The sequence below is a fragment of the Flavobacterium sp. 83 genome, from assembly GCF_000744835.1.
In the GTDB taxonomy this organism is placed as follows: domain Bacteria; phylum Bacteroidota; class Bacteroidia; order Flavobacteriales; family Flavobacteriaceae; genus Flavobacterium.
The window spans coordinates 1825936-1848766 of sequence record NZ_JQMS01000001.1; the positions used below are offsets into that span (position 1 = coordinate 1825936).

Below are 22831 nucleotides of genomic sequence, written 5' to 3' on the forward strand. Positions count from 1 at the left end.
AAATAATCATAACTCAAAATTTATAAATGTTATATACAAGAAGTAGTCAGCTTTTTGCTGAAGCAGAAAAAGTAATTCCAGGAGGAGTAAATTCACCAGTAAGAGCATTTAAAGCAGTAGGAGGAACTCCAATTTTTGTTAAAAGTGCCAAAGGTGCTTACATGTATGACGAAGATGGAAACCGTTTGATAGATTACATTAATTCATGGGGACCAATGATTTTAGGACATGCTTTTGAACCGGTTGTACAAGCCGTGATTGAGAAAGCTAAATTAGGAACTTCTTTTGGAATGCCTACGGAATTAGAAACTCAAATTGCGGCTTTGGCCGTTTCCATGGTTCCTAATATTGATAAAATAAGATTTGTAAATTCAGGTACAGAGGCTTGTATGAGTGCTGTGAGACTCGCTCGTGGATTTACTAAAAGAGATAAAATAATCAAATTTGCAGGTTGTTATCACGGTCATTCAGATTCATTTTTGATTCAGGCTGGAAGTGGAGCGATTACTTTTGGAACACCAAACAGTCCTGGTGTAACTGCTGGAACTGCCAAAGATACTTTGTTGGCAAGATATAATGATTTAGAGAATGTAGCAGCTTTAATTGAAGCCAATGAAAATCAAATTGCTGCTATTATCGTAGAGCCAGTTGCAGGAAATATGGGCTGTATTCCACCAAACAAAGGTTTTCTGGAAGGCTTGTGCCAATTGTGTACGGACAATGGAATTCTGTTGATTTTTGATGAAGTTATGACGGGATTCAGACTTGCTGCAGGTGGAGTTCAGGAATTATTCAATATCAATGCTGATATTGTTTGTTTCGGGAAAGTAATAGGAGGAGGTTTACCAGTTGGTGCTTTTGCTGCCCGTGCCGAAATTATGAATTATCTGGCTCCATTAGGACCTGTTTATCAAGCTGGAACTTTATCTGGAAACCCATTGGCAATGGCAGCAGGATTAGCGATGTTACAATCATTAGATAGTGATCGTGCTATTTTTAAAAGATTAGAAGAAAAAACTGCCTATTTAGCTGAAGGAATGGAAAAAGTTTTGAAAGCAAATAATGTTGTTTTTACCATAAACAGAATTGGTTCGATGGTTTCTGTACATTTTGATGCTGCTCCGGTAGTCGATTTTCAATCTGCTGCAAAAGGAGATAATGAAACCTTCAAAAAATTCTTTCATGGATTATTACAGGAAGGAATTTATATTGCTCCATCCGCTTACGAAACCTGGTTTATTACTGATGCATTAACGTATGATGATTTAGATTTTACAATTCAAGCTGTAGATAAAGTTTCTAAAACTTTTTAATACAAAAAAAACTTCCGGTTAAAGCCGGAAGTTTTTTTTTGTGTTAATCAGAACCAATTTACTTTTGCTTTTTGATATCGGCAACATATTTAGTCAATTTTTTTCCATAAAGTGATTGTGCCACTTTTGGAGACATTGATTTTTGAATTGTATCTAAATATTTAATATTAATATCATAGATCTCTGATAAGGCAATATAAGGCGCTACATCGTAATTTCTGTTGTTTATTGCAAAGTTGGTAGCAAATAAATACTTTCGTTTTATATTTGAGTCTTGTTTTGCACTTAAACTGTCAATCGCTTTCGTGTTATTATTTTTAATAGCATTGAATTTTTTCTCAATTAAAGTAAGATTTTCATCTGTGAAACGAGAATTTATCTTTTTATACTCTTGATACAAATCGTTATTTTTTGATCCTATAATTTTGGCACCAGAAAGATAGGAGTCTAAACTAGTTTCAATAGTTATATTTCCTGGTTCAGCAAAGAATGTTAGGTTGTTATCTCTTGAATTGGTCACGCCTCTATCCAAAAATAAATAAAGCATTTCTGGAGATTTTAAATCTAAATTACTTTCAAAAGTAGAATTTCCATCTATTTTAATAGTGTCAATGGCAACAAGAGATGTATCTACAACTCTTTGGATGTATAAAGTCCCTTTTTTTAATCCTTTAATATTTCCGGTAATATGTAGGTTTGTTTTTGATTCCTTTTCACTACAAGAGGTTATGAGTAAAAGGGTCGCGAATGCAATAATTGATTTTTTCATGGGAAGTTCTTATTTTTTTTGAAACATGTTGTCGCCATTTTGTATTATGATTTGTTTTTGAATCATGGCGATTTCATTTGTGTTTATATTTTGGCGCAAAATAAAGAAAATTGTTGGAATGATTTGGTAACGTATTCAAATTTTACTAAAAAAATCCCAATCTATTTCTAAATTGGGATTTTCTGAATTATTTTTTGATTTATGCTTTTAGCCAGGCTTCTTTAAGTTTGTTTTTTGAAGAATCAGTAGCTTTTAATCCGTCTTTTTCTTCGTAAGGTAATTTTACTTTTCCTTTAATAATTTGGGTTGCGCCGTTGCGTTTTATTTTTAGGCTAATAGGATCGTTTTCTTTCCAATTTTGGCTATCGCTAATCATTTCGTAGATATTGTCCAGCGAATAGGATTTGTCATTTATAGCCATTATAATGTCTCCACCTTTAAGGCCTAAGCTGCTATAAAAATCAATTAAGGTTATTTTTGGGTCAACGATAATTTCTTTCGTTTTTTGATCAACAGTGATGTATGGTGTTTTATCTTTTAAGAATACATTACCGGGAATCTTTTCAGTTGTATAGGTAACTCCTACTTTAGCTAAGTAAGTGGCATAGGGAATTGGGGTTGTTCCAGATACATATGTAGTTAAAAAAGTTCCTACTTCAGGATAGGTCAAGGCTGTAATTTTTGCAAAAAGCTCATTGTCATTAAATGGTTTTACAGGACCGTATTCATTTGACAGCTGTTGCATCAAATTAAGAATTCCTTTTTCTCCGTTGCTTTTTTCCCGAATTATAATATCTAAACACATTCCTATAAGTGCTCCTTTTTCATACACATTTAAGTATTGGTCTTTGTAAGGTTCTGTCAATACGTTGGCGCTCATGACGGTAAATGGCATTGTGTCATTCAGTGTGTTGGCACGGGCAATTTTTTCAGCCATACGGGTATAAAATTCTTCTTCGGGTATTAGTCCTTGATTTATTTGAAAAAGATTGGCGAAATATTCTGTTACTCCTTCATACATCCATAAATGTTCGGACATTTTTGGGGCGTTATAATCAAAGTACTGAATCTCTTTAGAATGAATAGACAAAGGAGTTACAATGTGGAAAAATTCATGTGAAACGACATCTTTCATTGATTTTACTAATTCATCCTTTGGCATCATTTCAGGTAAAACTACCGTTGTTGCAGTAGGATGTTCCAAAGCGCCAAATCCTTTTGCATCATCATCCTTCATGGTTGACAGGTACAACAAAACGCTGTATTTTTTAGTAGAATTTATTGTACCCAAAAAGTTTTTTTGAGCCGTCATCATCGTTTTCATTTCCGGAGTAATACTTTCAGCTGTATATTTTCCGGTTGGAGAATATACGCCAATCAGTATTTCCATTCCGTCAACTGTAAAAGTGGTATAATCTGGCTTGGCATACATTATTGGATTTTCTACCAACTCAGCATATCGAGACGTAATAAATTTATCATTAGTGGTACTGGCGTCCAAATCATTCATAGAGGTAGCTCCCCAAAGTGCGGCCGGATGTGAAATTGTTACTTTATACGGTATTGACATGTAATTTGTAAAATAACCTACAAAACAATGCGTGTTTAACATTATGTTTTTCCCAGCATCAATATTGGAACCAGCAGGTGAAAAAATTTCATCACCGCCAAACTTTTTACCCGTTTCGGTATCAAATGAATCATTTACCAAATAAGTGATCTTGTCTAAAGTTTTTGCATTAGCAATGGACCAAGAATTAACATCAGTTTTTTTAACTGTCAGTAGATTTCCTTTAGTATCGTATGCTTTTAAATCATCAATGTATCTGCCATAGTTGTCTTCAGAATATGTTCCCGGAACTGTTTTTGGAATATGATAGGTAATTTCGTCCGTAGAAATTGATGGTGCGTTTACGGTTACCATCACCTTGTCATTTTTTATATCATTTAAATTGATTGCAACCTGAACTTCTTGTTTTGAAGTAGTAGCGACAGCAGTACTTGCCGTTTTGCAGCTCCACAGAACAGAGGCAAAAGCAAGGGAAAAAAGTATTCGTTTCATTTTACTCATTTTATTTTTGTTATAAGTCCTTTAAACCTTGCAATTGTTACAGTTTATAATGATTTAATAAAAGCAGTAATCGTATTGGTTAATTTTGTTGCTATCGGTAAATCAGGATTAGTATAGGATTTCATGTTTTCGGTTTCATCCCCCGTAATTTCTTTAAAAATATGATTCATATTATCAATAATAAAAAGTTCAGCATCAGGTTTTGCTTTTTTTAATAGCTCCGCATCTGCAACACTAACTTGTAGGTCTTTAGTTCCATTTATCAGTAATACGGGAATTTTAAGTTTTTTGATTTCGGCTTGCGGATTGTATTTTATCCATGATATCATATAAGGTTGAACGCTTGCTCTAAATAGAGAGGCTAGCATTTGATTTTTTAGTTCAAAAGTCTTTCCGCTTTTAAGAATTTCAAGATCTTTTTGTACTTCTTCTTTTAGAAAAGGAGCTTGTTGCTCAATTTGCTCTACTAAAACAGCATCAATTGTTCTTCCGGCTCCCGCCAATGAAATAAAAGCATCGGCATTGTTGTTTGCGGCCAGCATTCCTATTAATGATCCTTCGCTGTGTCCTGCAATTATTATTTTGTTGTATTTTTTTTGATTTTTGAAATAAGCAAAAACATCTTTAGCATCATTGGCAAAATCATCAAATGAAAGCGTTGCCTCGTTTACGGTTCCAGCCATCATTTGAGCGATAATTCTTTTGTCATAACTAAAAACGGCAATACCACTTTTTGCTAATTCTTCTGATAAGTATTTCGAAGAGTTGTTGATTAAATTTTTTTGATTTCCATCTCTATCAGTAGGTCCGGAGCCTGCAATTAGAATAACCAGATTTGTCTTTTTGTTTTGTTTTAAAGGAGAATACAACGTGCCATTTAGCAATGAATTGATGGAAATTTCTTCTTTGTCAAATGTTTGTAGTGTCGTTTTTGTTTGGGAATGAGCTAGTACTGAAAATAATGTTAGGACTAAGAGTAGTGATTTTTTCATCTTTGTTTAGTGTTTAATACCTGTATTACAGCTTCTGGATTCTCGACTTCAATAATCAGTTTTTTATAATAATTGTCTTTTAGTTCTACAACTAGTGCCTTTTTTGTATTGATTACATCCCAAAAATTCCTGCCTTTTTTATAGAAGGTTCCTGCGGCAATTAAACCGGGAATTTCTGTGCCGGGCATTCTGAAGCCTTTCCAAAAGGTAAATTCATTTTCATTTTGATATGCTCTTATGATGTTTTCTTTTGAAACGATAATTTTGCTTTTTAATGCCCATATTTTATGGAAACCTTTTATTTCAAAAATAAATTCATTTCCATTTTCTGTTACTGCAACCATAGCTTTAAATTTATAAAAAATTAATAATTACTATTTTAGAAATAATTTCTGCAACCACAATAGCAGCAATAAATAATGCTGTATGCTTGGTTTCTTTCGCATTTACAGCTGTTTTGAATCCGTTATAAAGTAATAGGAAGAACCAAATTAGCGATGCGATGATTGCAAATGACATCATTAGGAGATAAAAAACATCTGTGCTTGAAAAGAAGTTTGTTTTGTTAGATTTTACCAGATTTAGAATTCCTTGTGAAGTGGTATATGCTTTACTATTTGCATTGAAGAAAGTAATACAGTAGTATGGAATCCGAGCAATCATACTTGTTGAAAAAATGTCAATAATTCTCGTTTTTGGATTAATGATTTTGCCTACAATGAATAATAAAACGGTTGTACATAGAATCGTAATGCCAATTTCAAAAAAAGGTTGGTAAAGAGGTACTTTTTCTACAAAATGTAAATCAATAACGCCGTCAAAACGAGTATTAAAAACAAATCCTAAATAACCGCCAATTATGGTAAATGCCAATCCTAAACTAAGTAAAACCCTTTCCGAATATTTTTCGAAAGGATTGAATAACATTGTTTTCATATTCTTTGTTTTAGGAGATTTATTTTCTGAATAATATCGTCTAATTTATTTCTTACGGTGGGATAGCTATTTCCCATTTGAGAAGCCATTTCTTTCAAACTTCCGCTTGTCATAAAAAATTGAAGAATAAAGTTTTGTTCTTCCTCAGAAATTTGAAGAAGCAGCGGTAAGGAATAATTGCCGGAAACTATTGTTGCGCAATTGCCGCATGAAAGCTGTGTGACCGAAAGTGCATTTTCGCAACTCGGACATTGTATTGGAAGTTTTGGTTGCATACTATTGATTTAGTATACAAATGTAAATAATATTAATTAAATAATTAATATTATTTATTTATAAATAAACATTGTTTAAATTTAAATTAAAAAAAGCCTGAAATAGAAAATAAAATTTGTTTAAAACAAAAAAACTCCTGCGTTACAGGAGCTTTTTTTAGTCAAGTTTATTTTTTATGTAATATTTACCATCCAAATCTTCATCAAAATCATCTATTTTAACTGGTTTTGGTTTTGGTTTATTTGCAGTAGCTTTCTTTTTCCACATTTCAAATTTTTCTGCGGGCATCTTCTTTTTCATGATCTCAAGAACCTCTTTTTCAGCCAAACCAAATTCTTTTTTTATGATTTCAAAAGGATTTTTTTCCTCTAAGGCTAATGTAACAAGTTTTTCTGTTTGTTCCCAGTTCAATTCTTTGCGGTTACTCTTTTTCATCACGTGAAAATTAATTCAAATAGGTTGTTAATGATTAATAAATTTTATTTCTAATTATATTCCAATATTAAGAAAAAAAATAATTACTTCATATCAAAAGAAGTTTTTTTTTATTGTTTTTTAGTTGATTTCTGTTGAACGAGGTTTTTGAAATGGTATTTGGAGCAGGTTTTTTAAGCGGTTGTGCTCTTCGGGCTTCGGATAGGTATCAATACCATAGATTATTTCTTCTTTAGGCAGGGATTTAAAAGTTCCAAAAAGGCGATCCCAAATTGAAAATATGTTTCCATAATTACTATCTGTGTAGGGTAATATATAGTGGTGGTGTACTTTATGCATATCCGGAGAGACGATAAAATAGCTCAAAATTGTATCTAATTTTTTAGGGAGTGAAATATTAGCGTGGTTAAATTGTGTGGCAACAACGGAAAGTGTTTGGTACATAAATACCATCCACATGGGACTGCCTACTAACAAAACCCCTAAAGTAGTGAAGGTAAAACGAATTACGCTTTCGCCTGGATGATGTCTGTTTGCTGTTGTGGTATCAATCCAGGTATCTGTATGGTGAATCAAATGGAACCGCCACAAAAATTTGATTTTATGTTCTACTAAATGGACTAGATATGCACCTATTAAATCCAATAAAAGCAAACCAATTAAGGTATAAAGTATTAACGGCATTTGCGGCAGCCCTTGTAAAATTCCAAAATGGTTAGCAATAGTCCAATCAGCAGTTTTAATAGAATAAAAGCCAGAAAGAAATTGATAACAATAGTTGTGAACGTCAAGAAAATATTGATGCTTGCATGATGCCATTTTTTATAGGTAAAATTAAAAAGCGGAAAAGCATTCTCGATTAACCAAAAAATAGTGATTCAGCCCACGAGAATTAAACTTCTGTGTGTTGAGGGTATTGTAGAAAAATAAGCAATAATAGCATCCATAATTTTGATATTTATTTCAAATCTAATGAATTTATAGGAATCATCTATTTGATTACCCGAAAAGTACCATTTATTCGAGGGCCAATGGGTTTCGTGGTTTTTGGAATTTGATGTTTCCAGAAATGTTGGGTGGTTCCATTCATCAGTAATAAACTCCCATGTTCCAGTAGTATATTTATTTTTTGGTCTTTGTTGGAATTGTGTTTTAACTGGAACATACGTTCTGCGCCAAAACTCACTGAAGCAATCACAGGATTTATCCCTAATTCTTTTTCATTATCGGCGTGCCAGCCGTTGCTGTCTTTTCCGTCGCGATAATAATTCAGTAAAACAGTGGTGAAATTCGTATTCGAAACACTTTCAATTTTTGATTTTATCTTTTGCAAAAGCGAGTTCCAAGGGTGCGGCTGCATTTCTATATTTGAATACGAATACGATTTTCCTTCGTTTCCAAATAAAGCTGTTAATCGGGGTTGCGGATGAATTTTACCGAAAACCCGAATACTATCCTGTTGCCAAGGGATTTCATTTATCAGTTTTTCATAAATACTATCAGCTTCTTCTTGGGTAAAAAAAGCAGGATAATATATTATTTCGGCATCTGGTAAATTAAGATGTATCGGTTCAGGTGTGGAGTCAAATAGTGAATTCAATTTCTTAAATATATTGATAAGCCCATAAAATTAAGGCTAATTGTAAAGGCATTCGTAATAATAAGGCCCATTTTGGTAAACCCATTCTTGCTCTCTCATTTGTATACATGTAAAGATGTGTGGGGAAAACAGCTATTAATAAGGCTATAATTCCCCATGCTCCGTAATGTGAGATTATAGGAATGCATAATGTTACTCCCAAAAGTACTTCTGCTAATCCGCTTATGGAATTTAATAATTTTGGATTTGGAAAATAAGGAGGGATAATTTTAAGGTATAGCCTTGGGTTTTTAAAATGGTTTAATCCAGCTATAAAGTAAATAATAGCCATTAAATATAAATGCCAAGGTAGATTCATAACAAGTTATTTGTTTCGAATTTAATAAAATTATTAATGCAATTCAATTAATAATTTGGTTTTCAATAAAATCAGGTCCTTTTCTTAAGATTTACATTCATGATGACTATAGCTACAATAATTAAGACTATTCCTAACCACTGCAGGTTGTTTACTTTTTCACTCAAAAGAAAATAAGCCATTAGTACTGAAACCGGAAGCTCTAATGCTGATACTATACTTCCTAATCCAATTCCTGTAAGAGGAAAACCTGCATTAAACAATAATGGCGGAATGATTGTTCCAAAAAGAGCGAGTACAACTCCCCATTTCATAAAAATATCAAAATTGAAAGGCGTGTTTTGAGTTACAATTGCAAATCCAAACACAATGATTGCTCCACCCAGCAACATGAATAAACTGCGTTGTGCCGGTGAAACATGGATGGCTACGCGATTAGCATTAAACATAGTCATGGTAAAGGAAGCTGCTGATAATAGCCCTAATACGCCACCTCGCCAGTCTAAATCGATTTTGCTTTGAATGAGATTCGTAGCAAGAGCTGTTCCAATTAGTACGATGATTACGGATATGATTTTTTGTGTGGAAGGTATTTTTTTTTCTAAAATCATTTCGAATAAAACGCCCATCCAAACTGTTTGCATTAATAAAACTATCGCGATAGAAACAGGGATATATTTTACCGCCAAGTAATAAAAAATACTGGTCATTCCCAGAGAAGTTCCAGCAAGCATCAATTGAAAAATGTTTTTCTTGGATGCTTTTACAACTTCATTTCCCTTTTTAGCTTTTTGATAGCTATTTATAATCAGCATTCCCAAGATTCCATATACAAACTGCGCTATTGTTACTTCGGGAGTGGTAAAATCTTCGCTATAGGCGATTTTGACAAACGTTGCCAGCATTCCGTAGCTCGTTGCACCAAGTCCTACTAAAAAAACGCCTTTTAATACACTGTTTTTTATCATTTATTCTATTTTAAATAAGCGGGTAAAGATAGTTTTTGTTGTTGGGATATAGGTTAACTATGAATTAAGATTAGAGTTTCAGTATTTCGTTAAAAAGATAATTTAAAAATCCCGTCTAAAGATGCGTATCGATTATGGAGTTATTTTGTCTCTTTTTCTATCAAATCACTTAAATGCATACGCAATGCATCAACTGAAATGTTTATTTCCCAAAAAGATAATCCCAAAGAAATAAGTAAACCAAGTAAACTTATTCCAAAAAGATAAATTCCAAATAATTGCTGCTCTAAAAACAGCAATAACATTGTGAAAACGGATAAAAAGAGACTCAATACTCCCGCCATTTGCATGTAGCGAATGAGTGTTAATCGTAAGTTCAGGTTTTTAATCTCCAGTAAAATTATTTTATTTTCTTTCTCTTTGTATGTCTTTTTTAGTCCTCTAACAATTGTTGCAACGGTCAAAAAACGGTTTGTATATGCTAATAAAATCAAGGAGGTAGCTGAGAAAAGTAAAGCTGGAGTTTCTATTTGTAAAGTCATTGGGAGTTATAAATTAAGAGTTATGGACTTTTTAAATCTTGTTTCAAAGTTCGTTATTCTTTTCATAATTTTCTTGTAATAAAAAAAACCTACAAGTTTACACGAGCAGGTCTTTTCTTATTTATTGATTATGTGAATAATCTGATAATCAATAAATTATTTTATCATCTCAAAACTTCTTTTCACGAAAGCAGTTAATGCTTCTCCTTTTAATAAGTTTTGTGATAATTTAGCTAAGTCTAAGGCTTGTTTTACCAAACTTTCCTGAGCCGTTTTATCTTTGTTGTTTAGAATGCTTGTCGCCAATTCAGAATTGGTATTTACCACTAAATTGTACATTTCCGGCATATTGCCCATTCCAAACATTCCTCCACCACCTGATTGACTCATTTCTTTCATTCTACGCATGAATTCCGGTTGCGTGATTATAAATGGGGAAGCATTACTGTCTAAAGCTTCTAGTTGAACGGAATACGTTTGTTTAGGAACGATAGCTTCTAAAACAGTTTTTAAACTTGTTTGTTCTTCCTCTGATAATTTAGAAATAGTCGTTTCCTCTTTCTTGATTAAATTATCAATATGATCTGAATCAACACGTACAAAAGTCATTCCGCTGTTATCACCTTCAATTTTTTGAATTAAATGAGAAATAATTGGAGAATCAAGTAATAAAACTTCATATCCTTTTTCTTTCGCAATTTCGATATAAGAATGTTGTGCTTCTTTGTTTCCAGCATATAAAACAACCAGTTTTCCGTCTTTATCTGTTTGATTAGCAGCTAGTTTTTCTTTTAATTCTTCCAGCGTGTAAAATTTATCATCGACTGTAGGGTATAAAACAAAAGCGCCTGATTTTTCGTAGAATTTATCTTCAGAAAGCATTCCGTATTCTAAAACGATTTTAATATCATTCCATTTTTTTTCAAAATCTTCACGGTTTTCGTTGAATAAAGATTTTAGCTTATCAGCAACTTTACGAGTGATGTAGTTTGAGATTTTCTTAACCGCAGCATCCGCTTGTAATCCAGAACGGGATACATTCAATGGAATATCCGGTGAATCGATAACTCCTTTCAACATAGTTAAGAATTCTGGTACAATTCCTTCAACATTGTCTGTTACGTAAACCTGATTTTGGTACAGTTGAATCTTATCTTTCTGAATTTGCATATCAGAACCCAATTTTGGGAAATATAAAATTCCAGTTAAATTAAACGGGTAATCCACATTTAAGTGAATATGGAATAAAGGTTCCTCAAATTGCATTGGGTACAATTCATGATAGAAATTTTTATAATCCTCATCCGATAATTCTGTTGGCAGTTTTGTCCAAGCTGGATTTGGGTTATTGATGATGTTGTCAGTTTCTACTTCGGTAAAGGTTTTGTCTTTATCTTCAGCTGCAACTTCTTCACCCTTTTTTTGTTCAATTTTTTCTTTTTTTGTTCCAAATTTAATTGCAATAGGCATGAACTTGTTGTACTTATTTAACAACTGATTGATTTTTGCATCTTCCAAAAATTCCAAAGAATCTTCGGCAATATGTAAAATAATTTCGGTTCCACGAGTGGTTTTATCAGCAGGCTCTAATGTGAACTCAGGACTTCCATCACAAGTCCAGTGCGCTGCCGGTTCGTCTCTGAAAGATTTAGTGATAATTTCCACTTTTTCAGCAACCATAAATGCCGAGTAGAAACCAAGACCAAAATGGCCAATGATTCCGGAATCTTTAGCAGAGTCTTTGTATTTGTCTAAAAACTCCTCAGCACCTGAAAATGCTACCTGATTGATATATTTTTCAACTTCATCGGCACTCATTCCCAGACCTTGATCGATAATGTGAAGTTTCTTACCTTCTTTGTCGATTTTTACTTCGATAATTGGGTTGCCGTATTCTACTTTGGCTTCGCCAATGCTTATTAAATGTTTTAATTTTAGTGTAGCGTCAGTCCCATTTGAAATCAATTCACGCAAGAAAATTTCGTGATCACTGTACAAGAATTTCTTGATTAAGGGGAAGATGTTTTCTACCGAAACATTAATTTTTCCAGTTGTCATATTTTAAATTTTTAAGTTTGAATTTGCAACTATTTACTCAAATAGAATACCAATTTAGATTAAAGTGACAAATTGTCGGAAGCGTTAATTATGATATAAATTGACATAATTGTGAAACATTTTTGTCTTAATGCTTTGTATATTTGTACTAATATTAATCACAAATTTTTTTAAACGATGAGAAAAGTCATTTTATTATGCACATTAGCAGTTTTGATGTTTGCATGTAAGTCAACATCAGTAACTAGTACAAATACAGATAGAAAAGCGCAAGTTGCTATGAAGGGTAATTGGGTAATCAGTTCCGTAACTTATCCCGGTTCACAATATATTAAAGTAAATTCTTTTCAAATTGCAGATTCAGAGTGTTTTGTAGGAAGTACTTGGACATTTATTTCGAATAATAATAAAGGAAATATGGCCTTGACAAAAGCAGGATGTTCTTCATTTAATTCTCCAATAACTTGGTTTGTTAATAATGAGGGGCAATTTATTTTGAAGGTTTTAGATGCAGGTATTAAAGCAAAAAAAGTAAGAGAAGGGTACATATTGTATGTTGCTAATCAGAGTGAAACTTCTTTTCAATTGATTGATAAAATTGATGTAGGAGGAAAAATGACTGATGTGGTTTACCAATTTCAAAAAAACTAATTAATTAAAAATACAAATATGAAAAAGATTTCAATAGTTGCAATGGCAGCAATAATGTTAATGGGTTCTATGTTTACAAGTTGTGAAGCTGTAAAAAACACTAATAAAACGCAAAGGGGAGCTGGGATTGGTGCTGTTGCCGGAGCTGTATTAGGAGGAGTTTTAGGGAATAATTTAGGCAAAGGCGGTAATGGAGCTTTAGGAGCTGTATTAGGCGGAGTTGTAGGTGGAGTTGCCGGTGGGGTTATTGGTAACAAAATGGACAAACAAGCAAGAGAAATAGATGCTGCACTTCCAGGAGCTGAAGTAGTTCGTGTAGGAGAAGGAATTAAATTAGTGTTGAATGAGAATGCAGTACGTTTTGATACTAATAAATCAACTTTGACGGCTTCTGCAAAAGCTAATTTAGATAAATTGGTTCCTGTTTTTTCAGAATATCCAGATACTAATATTACTATTTACGGATATACTGACAGTACTGGTCCAGCAGATTATAATTTAAAACTTTCTGGTGAAAGAGCTGCGTCAGTTAGGAATTATTTAGCAAGTAAAGGAGTTTCTACTAGCAGATTTCAAGTAACAGGATTGGGAATTGCTGATCCAATTGCTTCAAATGACACAGCTGATGGAAGAAGTCAAAACCGTCGTGTTGAATTTGCTATTACTGCAAATGATAAGATGATTCAAGATGCTAAAACGGAAGTAAAGCAATAAATAATTTTATATAAAAAATCAAAGCTGTTTCACCATGAAACAGCTTTTTTTTTGACTTCATTTTTAAATTAAACATTGTAAATTTGCGCTCTTAAATACAAAACATGCTTGAATTAAAAAATATATCTTTTACTTACATTGAAAATCCCGTTATCAAAAATATTAGTTTTGAAATCACCCAAGGACAAAATGTCGCTGTAATTGGTGAAAGTGGTTGTGGTAAAAGTACTTTGTTGAAATTGATATATGGATTATACGATTTAGATGAGGGTGAAATAGTTTATAATGAAAAAACTATTTTGGGGCCAAAACACAATCTTGTTCCCGGGGAAGATTATATTAAATATTTAGCCCAAGATTTCGATCTGATGCCTTATATTACGGTGGAAGAGAATGTAGGAAAGTTTTTGTCGAATATTTATAAAGATAAAAAGAAAGCCCGAGTTCAGGAGCTTTTGGAAATGGTGGAAATGACTGAATTTGCAAAAGTAAAAGCAAAATATCTTAGTGGAGGACAACAACAAAGAGTTGCATTGGCAAGAGTCTTGGCTTTGGAGCCGGAAATAATTTTGCTGGATGAACCTTTCAGCCAGATTGATTCTTTTAGAAAAAACGCATTGCGTAGAAATTTATTCAGTTACTTAAAACAAAAAGGGATTACCTGTATAATTGCCACACATGACAGTACAGATGCTTTGTCTTTTTCGGATGAAACGATTGTAGTACAAAACGGAAGGGTTGTTGCCAAAGGGGACTCTAAATTCCTATATGAAAATCCCTCAAATAAATATGTTGCGTCTCTTTTTGGAGAAGTAAATGAATTGAAATTATCTCAATTAATTGAACTGGATGGAGATGATGAGGCACTTTTGCTCTATCCGCATCAGTTGAAAGTGGTCGATAACGGAATGATGCAGGCAGTTGTAAAACAATGTTATTTTAAAGGTAGCCATTATTTGATAAAAGCAGCTTTTGAAAGAAGAGCCATTTTTTTTGAACATGATTCAGAATTAGAATTAAATCAGGAAGTAAGATTAATGTTAGCTTAAGAAATACATATTACAGTGTTTTTAGATTAGATAATATTGAGGAGGCTTCTGGAAATTATGATGCGATACCTACAGTAAAATACAAAACCCCAAAAAAATTAAGATTTTTGGGGTTTTATTTTTATTTTTTTAATTCTGGTTTATCTTCACCTTCATGATGTCCACCATGTCCACGATGTTCATTTCTTTGATGATGTTTTTCTTTCATTGCATCCCATTTTTCAAATTGTTCAGGAGATAATATGCTTTTCATTTTATTCTTCATGACAATTTGCTCGTCCAGCATCTTGTTTTTCATAGCAAAAAATTCCTCACTAGTTGGTTTTTCCTTATTTGCTTTTCTCGCAGCTCTCATAGCTTCTCTTTTGGTACTTTGTTCAGCAATAATTTGTTTCATTTGCTCTTGCTGTTTAGCATTCAAGTCCAATTCTAATGTCATTTTTTTTAACATTAATTGATTTCGTTGTTCTGGAGTGAATTTCTCCATCTCATCTCTATGATGTCTTTTTTCCATTTCTTTTTTGTCCTGAGCAAAAGCAGACATGCCAACAACTAATAATGTGGCGATAATTAATTTTTTCATTTCTATTGTTTTTAAGTTATAGCTATAAGACAATGGAAGGAATGAAAAGTTTAATCGTTAACAAAAGTTTATCGTTTGGCTAATGTGAGGAAACGTATTGTTCAGTTTCAAAAAAAGTACGATTGTTTTCGTGGACTAATTTATGACGCATGATATTTATCAGTTTTTATGCCGTTTTGTTTCTCGACTTTTGTGGTTTATTTATTAAATCATTTAGTCATGACAGCAATTAAACCACTTCATACATTTCATATTCCGGTAATGGGACTTGCCTATACTATTGATAGCCCAATAAGAGTGGCTAAGTATGGAATCTCTTCGGTGATTTCAATTATGGATGATGAGCTTATCGAAAAAATGAATGCATTTTACAGTAAGCAGTTTGATCTCCCTTACCAAGAAATTACTCAAAAAATACACGATTATCGTGCAGAACGCATTACTTCTTATTTGAATTTGGTAGACAAAATCGTAAAAGAAAAATTTGAAAATTTCAAAACTGAATTGTCTGAAAGCAAATTGGCATTAGAAAATTATATTGCAATGTTGCCTAACAAATCAGAGATTAAATTAGGCTTACAAAATTTGTTGGAAGACGGTTTTACTTTCAAAGAAAATATCAAAAAATATTTGGAGAATAATCTACATCCTGGGGCAATTGATGTAAATATAATGACCAAACTAGATAAAGATAATTTCATTAAAGACGAACAATTACCAATAGCCTTCAATGATGCACATGCTGCTCTTCGGGGATTTGCCAATAGCACATTAGAATCATCAGTAGTTTTATCTGCGGGAATGAATCCGAGATTGTACAGTTATTTTGAAAATTTTGCAGCTTTCTTTCCAGATTTGAACAACAATCTGAAAAAGAAAATTACGCTTAAAGTGAGCGACTTTCGTTCGGCGATGATTCAGGGAAATTTTTTAGCCAAGAAAGGACTTTGGGTTTCTGAATATAGAATCGAATCCGGTTTAAATTGTGGTGGACATGCTTTTGCTACCGAAGGATATTTGTTAGGACCCATTTTAGAAGAATTCAAACAGAAAAAAGACCAATTGATTCAATCTGCGCACGATTTAATGGTGAAATCTTTAGGACAAAAAGAAATGCATGTTCCGGAACAACCATTGGATTTAAAAATTACCGTTCAAGGCGGTGTAGGAACTGCAGAAGAACACGATTTTTTATTAGACCATTATAAAGTGGATTCTGTGGGTTGGGGTTCCCCGTTTTTATTGGTTCCCGAAGCGACTTCAGTTGATAAACACACGAGAGAATTATTAGCTGGTGCCAAAGAAGACGATTTGTATTTAAGTCATATTTCGCCGTTGGGAATTCCTTTTAATACTTTACGCGGAACAACGAATGAAAAATTAAAACTGAAACGTATTCAGGAAAGTAAAGCGGGAAGCTCGTGTCCAAAGCGATTTTTGGCGTTAAGCAAAGAATACGATGCGAAAGGAATTTGTACATCTTCTAAAAAATACCAAGACTTAAAACTCGAAGAATTACTGCTTCAAAAAGATATTTTATCTGCAGAAATTTTCGAAAAAAAGAAAAGTAGTATTACTGAAAAAGCCTGTCTTTGTGTAGGCCTGGCCAATGCTTCGTATCTTGAAAATGACATAAAGATAAAAGGGCAGGCACAAGGTGTAATTATTTGTCCAGGACCTAACATGGCTTATTTTAACCAAGAAGTTTCACTTTCTAAAATGGTGCAGCATATTTATGGAAATGCTTCTGTATTAACCGTTACGAATCGTCCGAATCTCTTTGTCAAAGAATTAAGAATGTATTTGGATTATTTGAAAAATGAAATCGCAGCAGTTTCTGATGAAATTACTGCGCCGCAAATAAAAAAATGGCATTCATTCCAAAAGAATTTGATGGAAGGAATTGCATATTATGAAGATTTATTTTCAGCAACACCTTTTTTCGAAAGCACTAAAAAAGAGATTTTAAATCAATTTAATAGTTACAAAAAGGAATTGATTGAGATTGAAATTCCAGAATTGGTTCTAGTTTAATTAAAACGGGCTTGAAATTTCTCAAGCCCGTTTTTTTATTTTCTGTAGTTTTGGAAATGTTAAAATGATATAAAATGGGCTTTTAATTTTTTAAATAAGATTTACTTTAAAAAATTATAATCTACCTTTGCCCCGTGAAAAAAATAGCACTCATAATAGTATTGTTTATGTTTATAAAGCCATTATTCCCGGTTTTAGAATATGCAGTTAATTATGACTATATTTCAAAAGTACTTTGTGTAAATAAGGCAAAACCCATGATGCATTGTAATGGAAAATGCCATTTGATGAAAGAACTCGCCAAAGCACAGGAAACAGAAAAACAAACTTCGTCTAACAAAAAGAATCTAACAGTAGATACTGTTGATTTAATTTTGGACATCAAAAACGACTTCTCCTTATTAGTTTATAACGGAAATACCAAAACACCAATACATTCAAAATATAGTAATCTATATTCCCACCTGAATTTATATTCCATTTTTCATCCGCCCATTTTTATTTCCTAAATTTCATCTGAAACACTTTTACGTGTGCTTTTTTATTTGACAAATGTCATTTGAAATTCTCTTGTGCGCGTAATTATTTCAAAACAAATAAGAAGAAATATACAATCATATAAATGAAAAATTTACTGAATAAAGCAATAGCTATTATTGCATTAAGCACTGTATTTGCAGGCTGTACTAATAATGATGAGGTAATCTCAGGAACAGGAAACTTAGGGGTTGAATTTGATAATTCTTTTGGGGCAAATGACTTGATATTGAGTACGCAAGCCAATACAACTTCTAATAGTGAAGTATTAAAAATCACTACCGTTAAATACATCATCAGCAACATTGTCTTGACCAAAGAGGATGGAACAACTTTTACTTATCCAAAAAGCGAAAGCTATTTTATTGTTGATGAAGCTACTGAGACTAGCCATTTATTGGAATTAACGAATGTTCCTGCGGCAAATTATACCAAAGTAAAATTTGGAATAGGAGTTGACAAAGCGCAATGGGAACTGGGCGCAACGGGTCAGGGAAATTTTCTGGCTACCGCACAAGCAGCAGGAATGATGTGGAGCTGGTCTGCGGGCTATAAATTTTTGGCTTTCGAAGGTACATTTACGTCCCCAACCGTGGCAAACAGTACTTCATTTATGGTTCACACAGGACAAACCGGAACAGATTATAATTATACCGAAGTAACACTTGATTTGCCTACAAAAGCGATGGTTCGAACAACTATTGCTCCAGAAATTCATGTCGTGGCCGATGTGTCTAAAATTATTGACGGAACAAACAAAATCAAATTGTCTGACAATAACATGGGCGGAATGGGAGCCATGATTATGGGCGGAACAAATTTGCCTTTAATCACAGCAAACCTTAACGGAATGTTTACCGTAGCGCACGTTCATAACGATTAATTCGTGTTGAATTAGAAGCTATTTCCTACTATACATTGCAAGTCCTCGCTAAAAAATGTGGTTTTCTAAGCTGGAAAAAGAGCTTCCTTTGGTCGCTTTTTTCCAGCAAGAAAAACTACATTTTTCTGCTGTGGGCTTTCCATTACTATCAGGGCTAAAAAACGTGAAAATGTACAAATTAATACTGTTATTTCTTTTTTTGACTTTGTTTTCCAGTTGTTCGGATCTAGATGATGTTTATGTCAATAAACCTTTAGATTTCGAAGTGCCGGCTAATTTTCCGGATTTGGCTTATAATATCGCACTGAATCCGCCAACAGAGAAAGGATTTGAACTGGGAAAAAAGTTGTTTTACGATGGAAGATTATCTTCGGATGGTCTTATTTCTTGCGGTTTTTGTCACATTCAGGAAAATGCATTTACACATCACGGACATACATTCAGTCACGGAGTTGGGGATAATATAGGAACTAGAAACACGCCTTCAATTCAAAATCTGGGCTATCAGACGGCATTTATGTACGATGGAGCAACAACGCATTTAGATTTACAACCCATTATTCCGTTGACAAGTGGAATTGAAATGAATGGAAATCTGACAACAATTGTTGCGATGATGAAAGCGGATAAAACTTATCAAAAGCTTTTTCAGCAAGCATTTACTGATGGAGCCATAAATACCGAAAATATGCTGAAAGCACTTTCTCAATTCATGTTGATGGTGACTTCATCTAATTCTAAATTTGATAAATACCGCCGCAATGAAACAGGCGGTACTTTAACTTCTGAGGAATTAATGGGTTATGCAATTTTCAATGCAAAGTGTGCTTCGTGCCATGCCACGGATTTGATGACTGATAACTCATATAGAAATAATGGCTTGGCTGTTAATCCAAAAATAAATGATGTGGGAAGATTTCGGGTGACACAAGTAGCAATAGATTACTATAAATTTAAAGTGCCCAGTTTGCGAAATGTTGAAAAAACCGCGCCTTATATGCACGATGGAAGATTCGGGACATTAGAAACGGTTTTGAATCATTATGCTTCTGGAGTTGTAAACGGAGCAACTTTAGACCCAATTCTAAATCAAAACGGAAATTTAGGAATTCCGCTTTCTGATACTGAAAAAACACAATTAATTGCCTTCCTAAAAACACTAACCGATAATCAATATCTCACCGATAAACGATTCTCAGAATATTAAAACCATGAAAAATAAAATTTTACTTTTTGTTTTAGTTCTTTTTGTAAACCAGCTTGTTGCTGCCAAAATTGAGAAAGACAGCATTTCGAGATTTACCTTCCAGAAAATGCAATTACTAGAAGATTTAGAAGATGATTGTGATGCCTGTGGCTGTTCTGCAAGTGGTGGAAGTATGGGATTTAGTTCTATGCTAAACAACAATTTTATCGGCTTGCGCTATTTCAATCAAAGCTACACTAGTCGTGACGGAATTTTTGCCAACTCTCCGTGGATTGACGAAAATTTCAATACAATCCAAATTTGGACTAAAATTCCAATCACAGAAAAAATCCAGATTTCAGCATTGGTTCCGTATCACTTTCACAATCGGGAACGTTCCACTGGAACAGAAAATATTCAAGGATTAGGAGACGTTTCAGTTATGGCGATGTATTCTGTATATCAAACGCACAAAGACAGTACGGTTTTTACACATAAATTGCAATTGGGTGGCGGCGTAAAAATTCCAACAGGAAAATTTGATGAAGCTAACAATACCGGAAGTGTCAATCAGAGTTTCCAAGTAGGAACAGGAAGTTGGGATTATCTTTTAGTGTCGGAATATGTGATTAAAAAGAGAAATTTGGGGTTAAGCACGATGTTGAATTATACTTTCAAAACCGAAAATCAAAAACAGTATCAATTTGGAAATCAATTTAATTATGGCAGTACGCTGTTTTATCTTTTTGATTTACCTACGATAAAACTGGTTCCGCAATTGGGCTTGGCTGGTGAAGTCTATGCAACCAATAAACAATATGGAGAGAAACTGCCGGATACTTCTGGAGATATTCTTTTTAGTAAATTTGGGATTGAAGCCGGAAAAGGGGACTTTTCGATTGGTGTCAATGCGATGCTTCCCATCAATCAACATTTATCCAATTCAAAAATTGAAGCTAATTACCGTTGGAGCGTCAATCTGAATTATACTTTGTAAAAACAAAAAAAGGAGCTTCGATCGAAGCTCCTTTTTTTATATAATATTAAACTGAATAAATTATTCTTTTAATCGACAGGCTTTAACATCACCATCAACAACTACTTCAGTCAATCCCAAAGAAGATAAGTTTTTCATGGCTTTGTCCCATTTTTTACCGCTCAATCCAGAATTAATTTTAAGTAGGCCAAATTCCATTTGGTTGTTATTGGTTTGCAATAACACAACAATCAATTTCTCATCTTCTTCCAATTCAATTTTCACTTGTTTTTTCTCTGGTCTCATTTGAGGGAATAACAATACTTCTTGAATAGAAGAATTATTGGTCAGGAACATCATCAAACGGTCCATTCCAATTCCTAATCCAGAAGTTGGCGGCATTCCGTATTCTAACGCTCTCAAGAAATCCTCATCGATGATTCCCGTTGCTTCATCATCTCCTTTTTCGGACAAGCGCATTTGCTCTTCAAAACGTTCTCTTTGGTCAATTGGGTCGTTCAATTCAGAATATGCGTTCGCTACTTCTTTACCGCAAACCATCAATTCAAAACGTTCTGTCAATTCTGGATTGTCCCGGTGTTGTTTGCAAAGCGGAGACATTTCCTTTGGATAATCCGTGATGAAAGTAGGCTGAATATAATTTCCTTCACATTTAGCACCAAAAATCTCATCGATCAGTTTTCCTTTACCCATGGTTTTATCCACGTCAATTCCCATACCTCTAGCAGCTTCAAATAATTCTGCTTCATTTTTTCCTGAAATATCAAATCCAGTAAAATGTTTGATAGAATCCGTCATTGTAACTCTTGCATACGGAGCTTTGAAGTTCACGGTATGTTCTCCAAAAGTCGCTTCGCTGGTTCCATTCACACCAATGGCGCAATGTTCTAATAAGTTTTCGGTGAAATTCATCATCCAGTTGTAGTCTTTGTAGGCTACATATATTTCCATGGCAGTAAATTCTGGGTTGTGCGTTCGGTCCATTCCTTCGTTACGGAAGTTTTTCGAAAACTCATAAACACCATCAAAACCACCAACAATTAATCTTTTTAAGTACAACTCATTTGCAATACGCATGTACAATGGCATATCAAGCGAGTTGTGGTGCGTGATAAAAGGACGCGCTGCGGCACCACCGGGAATTGGTTGTAAAACAGGCGTTTCTACTTCAAGATATCCTTTGTCATTAAAGAAAGAACGCATTGAGTTGAACAATTTTGTTCTCTTGATAAACGTTTCTTTTACGTGGTCGTTTACGGTTAAATCCACGTAACGACGACGGTATCTTTGTTCTGGATCAGCAAAAGCATCGTGCGTTTTACCATCAGCATCTGTTTTTACAACAGGAAGTGGTTTTAAGGCTTTTGCTAAAACGGTCAATCCATAAACATGAACTGAGATTTCACCCACTTGCGTTTTGAAAACCGTTCCGCGAATACCAATAAAATCGCCAATATCCAATAGTTTTTTGAAAACTACATTGTACATTGTTTTCTCTTCATCAGTCGAAATATCATCTCTCGAAACATATACTTGAATACGTCCTTCAGCATCTTTCAATTCTGCAAATGATGCCTTTCCCATGATACGCTTACCCATCAAACGTCCTGCTAAAACAACTTCTTTTCCTTCGTACTTCTCGAAATCGGCTAGGATTTCGCTAGAATAAGCGGTTGTGATAAATTCGGCTGCCGGATAAGGCTCAATGCCTAAATTGCGTAATTCGGTAAGTGCTTCTCTGCGTAATATTTCTTGTTCGGATAATGCCATTTTATGCTGTTTTTAAGAGCGCAAAGATAGTCTTTATGTCTTAAAGTTACAAAAACCAAAAAATGATTTTTTTAGCTCCCTCTCAGCAGGAGAGGGCGGGGGGTTAGGT

Annotated in this window: 23 protein-coding genes and 1 pseudogene; 9 read left to right on the forward strand and 15 right to left on the reverse strand. The window is 33.7% G+C overall.

Features of this window, described 5'->3' with window-relative positions; translation table 11 throughout:
* Window positions 1–26: 26 nt before the first annotated feature.
* Window positions 27–1313 carry a glutamate-1-semialdehyde 2,1-aminomutase gene (gene hemL / locus T410_RS08030; protein ID WP_035670347.1) on the forward strand — a complete coding sequence of 429 codons (1287 nt, stop codon included), beginning with the start codon at window positions 27–29 and terminating at the stop codon, window positions 1311–1313.
* Window positions 1314–1371: 58 nt separating this feature from the next.
* On the opposite strand, the gene T410_RS08035 is transcribed toward hemL, so the two are convergent.
* From T410_RS08035 to htpG, 13 genes and pseudogenes are all read right to left on the reverse strand, one after another.
* Window positions 1372–2082 carry a DUF4369 domain-containing protein gene (locus T410_RS08035; protein ID WP_035670350.1) on the reverse strand — a complete coding sequence of 237 codons (711 nt, stop codon included), beginning with the start codon at window positions 2080–2082 and terminating at the stop codon, window positions 1372–1374.
* Between the two features lie 199 nt (window positions 2083–2281).
* Complete coding sequence (locus T410_RS08040; RefSeq protein WP_035674261.1) at window positions 2282–4144, reverse strand: peptidase M61; 1863 nt, start codon at window positions 4142–4144, stop codon at window positions 2282–2284.
* Window positions 4145–4197: 53 nt separating this feature from the next.
* Window positions 4198–5145 (reverse strand): alpha/beta hydrolase, encoded by a 948-nt coding sequence (locus T410_RS08045; RefSeq protein WP_035670353.1) that lies wholly within the window; start codon window positions 5143–5145, stop codon window positions 4198–4200.
* Window positions 5142–5489 carry a hypothetical protein gene (locus T410_RS08050; RefSeq protein WP_035670355.1) on the reverse strand — a complete coding sequence of 116 codons (348 nt, stop codon included), beginning with the start codon at window positions 5487–5489 and terminating at the stop codon, window positions 5142–5144. The genes T410_RS08045 and T410_RS08050 overlap by 4 nt, the downstream gene beginning before the upstream one ends.
* A gap of 10 nt (window positions 5490–5499) precedes the next feature.
* A complete protein-coding gene (locus T410_RS08055) occupies window positions 5500–6081 on the reverse strand; it encodes a hypothetical protein (protein ID WP_035670357.1) in 582 nt (193 codons plus the stop codon).
* Complete coding sequence (locus T410_RS08060; protein ID WP_035670360.1) at window positions 6078–6356, reverse strand: DUF2089 family protein; 279 nt, start codon at window positions 6354–6356, stop codon at window positions 6078–6080. Before T410_RS08060 ends, T410_RS08055 begins: the two co-directional genes overlap by 4 nt.
* Before the next feature lie 157 nt (window positions 6357–6513).
* The gene (locus T410_RS08065; protein WP_035670363.1) at window positions 6514–6792 is read right to left on the reverse strand and encodes a DUF2805 domain-containing protein; all 279 of its coding nucleotides are present in this window, start codon (window positions 6790–6792) and stop codon (window positions 6514–6516) included.
* Window positions 6793–6912: 120 nt separating this feature from the next.
* A pseudogene (locus T410_RS08070) lies at window positions 6913–7739 on the reverse strand (sterol desaturase family protein).
* A gap of 44 nt (window positions 7740–7783) precedes the next feature.
* Window positions 7784–8392 carry an alpha-ketoglutarate-dependent dioxygenase AlkB gene (locus T410_RS08075; protein ID WP_035670366.1) on the reverse strand — a complete coding sequence of 203 codons (609 nt, stop codon included), beginning with the start codon at window positions 8390–8392 and terminating at the stop codon, window positions 7784–7786.
* Between the two features lie 4 nt (window positions 8393–8396).
* Window positions 8397–8750 carry a hypothetical protein gene (locus tag T410_RS08080; protein WP_035670368.1) on the reverse strand — a complete coding sequence of 118 codons (354 nt, stop codon included), beginning with the start codon at window positions 8748–8750 and terminating at the stop codon, window positions 8397–8399.
* Window positions 8751–8821: 71 nt separating this feature from the next.
* Window positions 8822–9718, reverse strand: a complete 897-nt coding sequence (locus T410_RS08085) for a DMT family transporter (protein WP_035670370.1) — start codon at window positions 9716–9718, stop codon at window positions 8822–8824.
* Window positions 9719–9858: 140 nt separating this feature from the next.
* Window positions 9859–10260, reverse strand: a complete 402-nt coding sequence (locus tag T410_RS08090; RefSeq protein ID WP_035670371.1) for a DUF2721 domain-containing protein — start codon at window positions 10258–10260, stop codon at window positions 9859–9861.
* A 156-nt stretch (window positions 10261–10416) separates the two neighbouring features.
* Entirely contained in the window at window positions 10417–12318 is a 1902-nt protein-coding gene (gene htpG / locus T410_RS08095; RefSeq protein WP_035670373.1) for a molecular chaperone HtpG, read from the reverse strand.
* Between the two features lie 177 nt (window positions 12319–12495).
* Between htpG and T410_RS08100 the strand changes: the two genes are divergently transcribed.
* The 3 genes from T410_RS08100 (at window position 12496) to T410_RS08110 (ending at window position 14732) form a co-directional block, all read left to right on the forward strand.
* Window positions 12496–12969 (forward strand): lipocalin family protein, encoded by a 474-nt coding sequence (locus T410_RS08100; protein ID WP_035670374.1) that lies wholly within the window; start codon window positions 12496–12498, stop codon window positions 12967–12969.
* An 18-nt stretch (window positions 12970–12987) separates the two neighbouring features.
* Window positions 12988–13683: an OmpA family protein gene (locus tag T410_RS08105; protein WP_035670376.1), complete on the forward strand. Its 696-nt coding sequence runs from the start codon at window positions 12988–12990 to the stop codon at window positions 13681–13683.
* A gap of 104 nt (window positions 13684–13787) precedes the next feature.
* Window positions 13788–14732: an ABC transporter ATP-binding protein gene (locus tag T410_RS08110; protein ID WP_035670378.1), complete on the forward strand. Its 945-nt coding sequence runs from the start codon at window positions 13788–13790 to the stop codon at window positions 14730–14732.
* Window positions 14733–14853: 121 nt separating this feature from the next.
* Here T410_RS08110 and T410_RS08115 read toward each other — a convergent pair whose 3' ends face one another.
* Complete coding sequence (locus tag T410_RS08115; protein ID WP_035670380.1) at window positions 14854–15315, reverse strand: hypothetical protein; 462 nt, start codon at window positions 15313–15315, stop codon at window positions 14854–14856.
* A gap of 219 nt (window positions 15316–15534) precedes the next feature.
* Here T410_RS08115 and T410_RS08120 point away from each other — a divergent pair, with 219 nt between their 5' ends.
* From T410_RS08120 to T410_RS08140, 5 genes are all read left to right on the forward strand, one after another.
* Window positions 15535–17349 (forward strand): hypothetical protein, encoded by a 1815-nt coding sequence (locus tag T410_RS08120; RefSeq protein ID WP_035670382.1) that lies wholly within the window; start codon window positions 15535–15537, stop codon window positions 17347–17349.
* A gap of 167 nt (window positions 17350–17516) precedes the next feature.
* Complete coding sequence (locus tag T410_RS08125; protein WP_035670386.1) at window positions 17517–17858, forward strand: hypothetical protein; 342 nt, start codon at window positions 17517–17519, stop codon at window positions 17856–17858.
* A 113-nt stretch (window positions 17859–17971) separates the two neighbouring features.
* Complete coding sequence (locus T410_RS08130; protein ID WP_035670387.1) at window positions 17972–18769, forward strand: MbnP family protein; 798 nt, start codon at window positions 17972–17974, stop codon at window positions 18767–18769.
* A gap of 169 nt (window positions 18770–18938) precedes the next feature.
* On the forward strand, window positions 18939–19976 hold the full coding sequence (locus T410_RS08135; protein ID WP_035674263.1) for a cytochrome-c peroxidase: 1038 nt from the start codon (window positions 18939–18941) through the stop codon (window positions 19974–19976).
* A 4-nt stretch (window positions 19977–19980) separates the two neighbouring features.
* Entirely contained in the window at window positions 19981–20952 is a 972-nt protein-coding gene (locus T410_RS08140) for a transporter (RefSeq protein ID WP_035670388.1), read from the forward strand.
* Window positions 20953–21012: 60 nt separating this feature from the next.
* Here T410_RS08140 and lysS read toward each other — a convergent pair whose 3' ends face one another.
* On the reverse strand, window positions 21013–22722 hold the full coding sequence (gene lysS, locus T410_RS08145; protein WP_035670390.1) for a lysine--tRNA ligase: 1710 nt from the start codon (window positions 22720–22722) through the stop codon (window positions 21013–21015).
* Window positions 22723–22831: the final 109 nt, after the last annotated feature.

Coding starts and splice junctions, on each gene's coding strand:
- T410_RS08040 (WP_035674261.1), bottom strand. CDS start 4,144: ATGAAACGAATACTTTTTTCCCTTGCTTTTGCCTCTGTTCTGTGGAGC.
- T410_RS08050 (WP_035670355.1), bottom strand. CDS start 5,489: ATGGTTGCAGTAACAGAAAATGGAAATGAATTTATTTTTGAAATAAAA.
- T410_RS08115 (WP_035670380.1), bottom strand. CDS start 15,315: ATGAAAAAATTAATTATCGCCACATTATTAGTTGTTGGCATGTCTGCT.
- T410_RS08130 (WP_035670387.1), top strand. CDS start 17,972: ATGAAAAATTTACTGAATAAAGCAATAGCTATTATTGCATTAAGCACT.
- T410_RS08105 (WP_035670376.1), top strand. CDS start 12,988: ATGAAAAAGATTTCAATAGTTGCAATGGCAGCAATAATGTTAATGGGT.
- T410_RS08110 (WP_035670378.1), top strand. CDS start 13,788: ATGCTTGAATTAAAAAATATATCTTTTACTTACATTGAAAATCCCGTT.
- T410_RS08100 (WP_035670374.1), top strand. CDS start 12,496: ATGAGAAAAGTCATTTTATTATGCACATTAGCAGTTTTGATGTTTGCA.
- T410_RS08060 (WP_035670360.1), bottom strand. CDS start 6,356: ATGCAACCAAAACTTCCAATACAATGTCCGAGTTGCGAAAATGCACTT.
- T410_RS08135 (WP_035674263.1), top strand. CDS start 18,939: ATGTACAAATTAATACTGTTATTTCTTTTTTTGACTTTGTTTTCCAGT.
- T410_RS08120 (WP_035670382.1), top strand. CDS start 15,535: ATGACAGCAATTAAACCACTTCATACATTTCATATTCCGGTAATGGGA.
- T410_RS08140 (WP_035670388.1), top strand. CDS start 19,981: ATGAAAAATAAAATTTTACTTTTTGTTTTAGTTCTTTTTGTAAACCAG.
- hemL (WP_035670347.1), top strand. CDS start 27: ATGTTATATACAAGAAGTAGTCAGCTTTTTGCTGAAGCAGAAAAAGTA.
- T410_RS08065 (WP_035670363.1), bottom strand. CDS start 6,792: ATGAAAAAGAGTAACCGCAAAGAATTGAACTGGGAACAAACAGAAAAA.
- lysS (WP_035670390.1), bottom strand. CDS start 22,722: ATGGCATTATCCGAACAAGAAATATTACGCAGAGAAGCACTTACCGAA.
- T410_RS08085 (WP_035670370.1), bottom strand. CDS start 9,718: ATGATAAAAAACAGTGTATTAAAAGGCGTTTTTTTAGTAGGACTTGGT.
- T410_RS08125 (WP_035670386.1), top strand. CDS start 17,517: ATGTTTATAAAGCCATTATTCCCGGTTTTAGAATATGCAGTTAATTAT.
- T410_RS08045 (WP_035670353.1), bottom strand. CDS start 5,145: ATGAAAAAATCACTACTCTTAGTCCTAACATTATTTTCAGTACTAGCT.
- T410_RS08090 (WP_035670371.1), bottom strand. CDS start 10,260: ATGACTTTACAAATAGAAACTCCAGCTTTACTTTTCTCAGCTACCTCC.
- T410_RS08035 (WP_035670350.1), bottom strand. CDS start 2,082: ATGAAAAAATCAATTATTGCATTCGCGACCCTTTTACTCATAACCTCT.
- T410_RS08080 (WP_035670368.1), bottom strand. CDS start 8,750: ATGAATCTACCTTGGCATTTATATTTAATGGCTATTATTTACTTTATA.
- htpG (WP_035670373.1), bottom strand. CDS start 12,318: ATGACAACTGGAAAAATTAATGTTTCGGTAGAAAACATCTTCCCCTTA.
- T410_RS08055 (WP_035670357.1), bottom strand. CDS start 6,081: ATGAAAACAATGTTATTCAATCCTTTCGAAAAATATTCGGAAAGGGTT.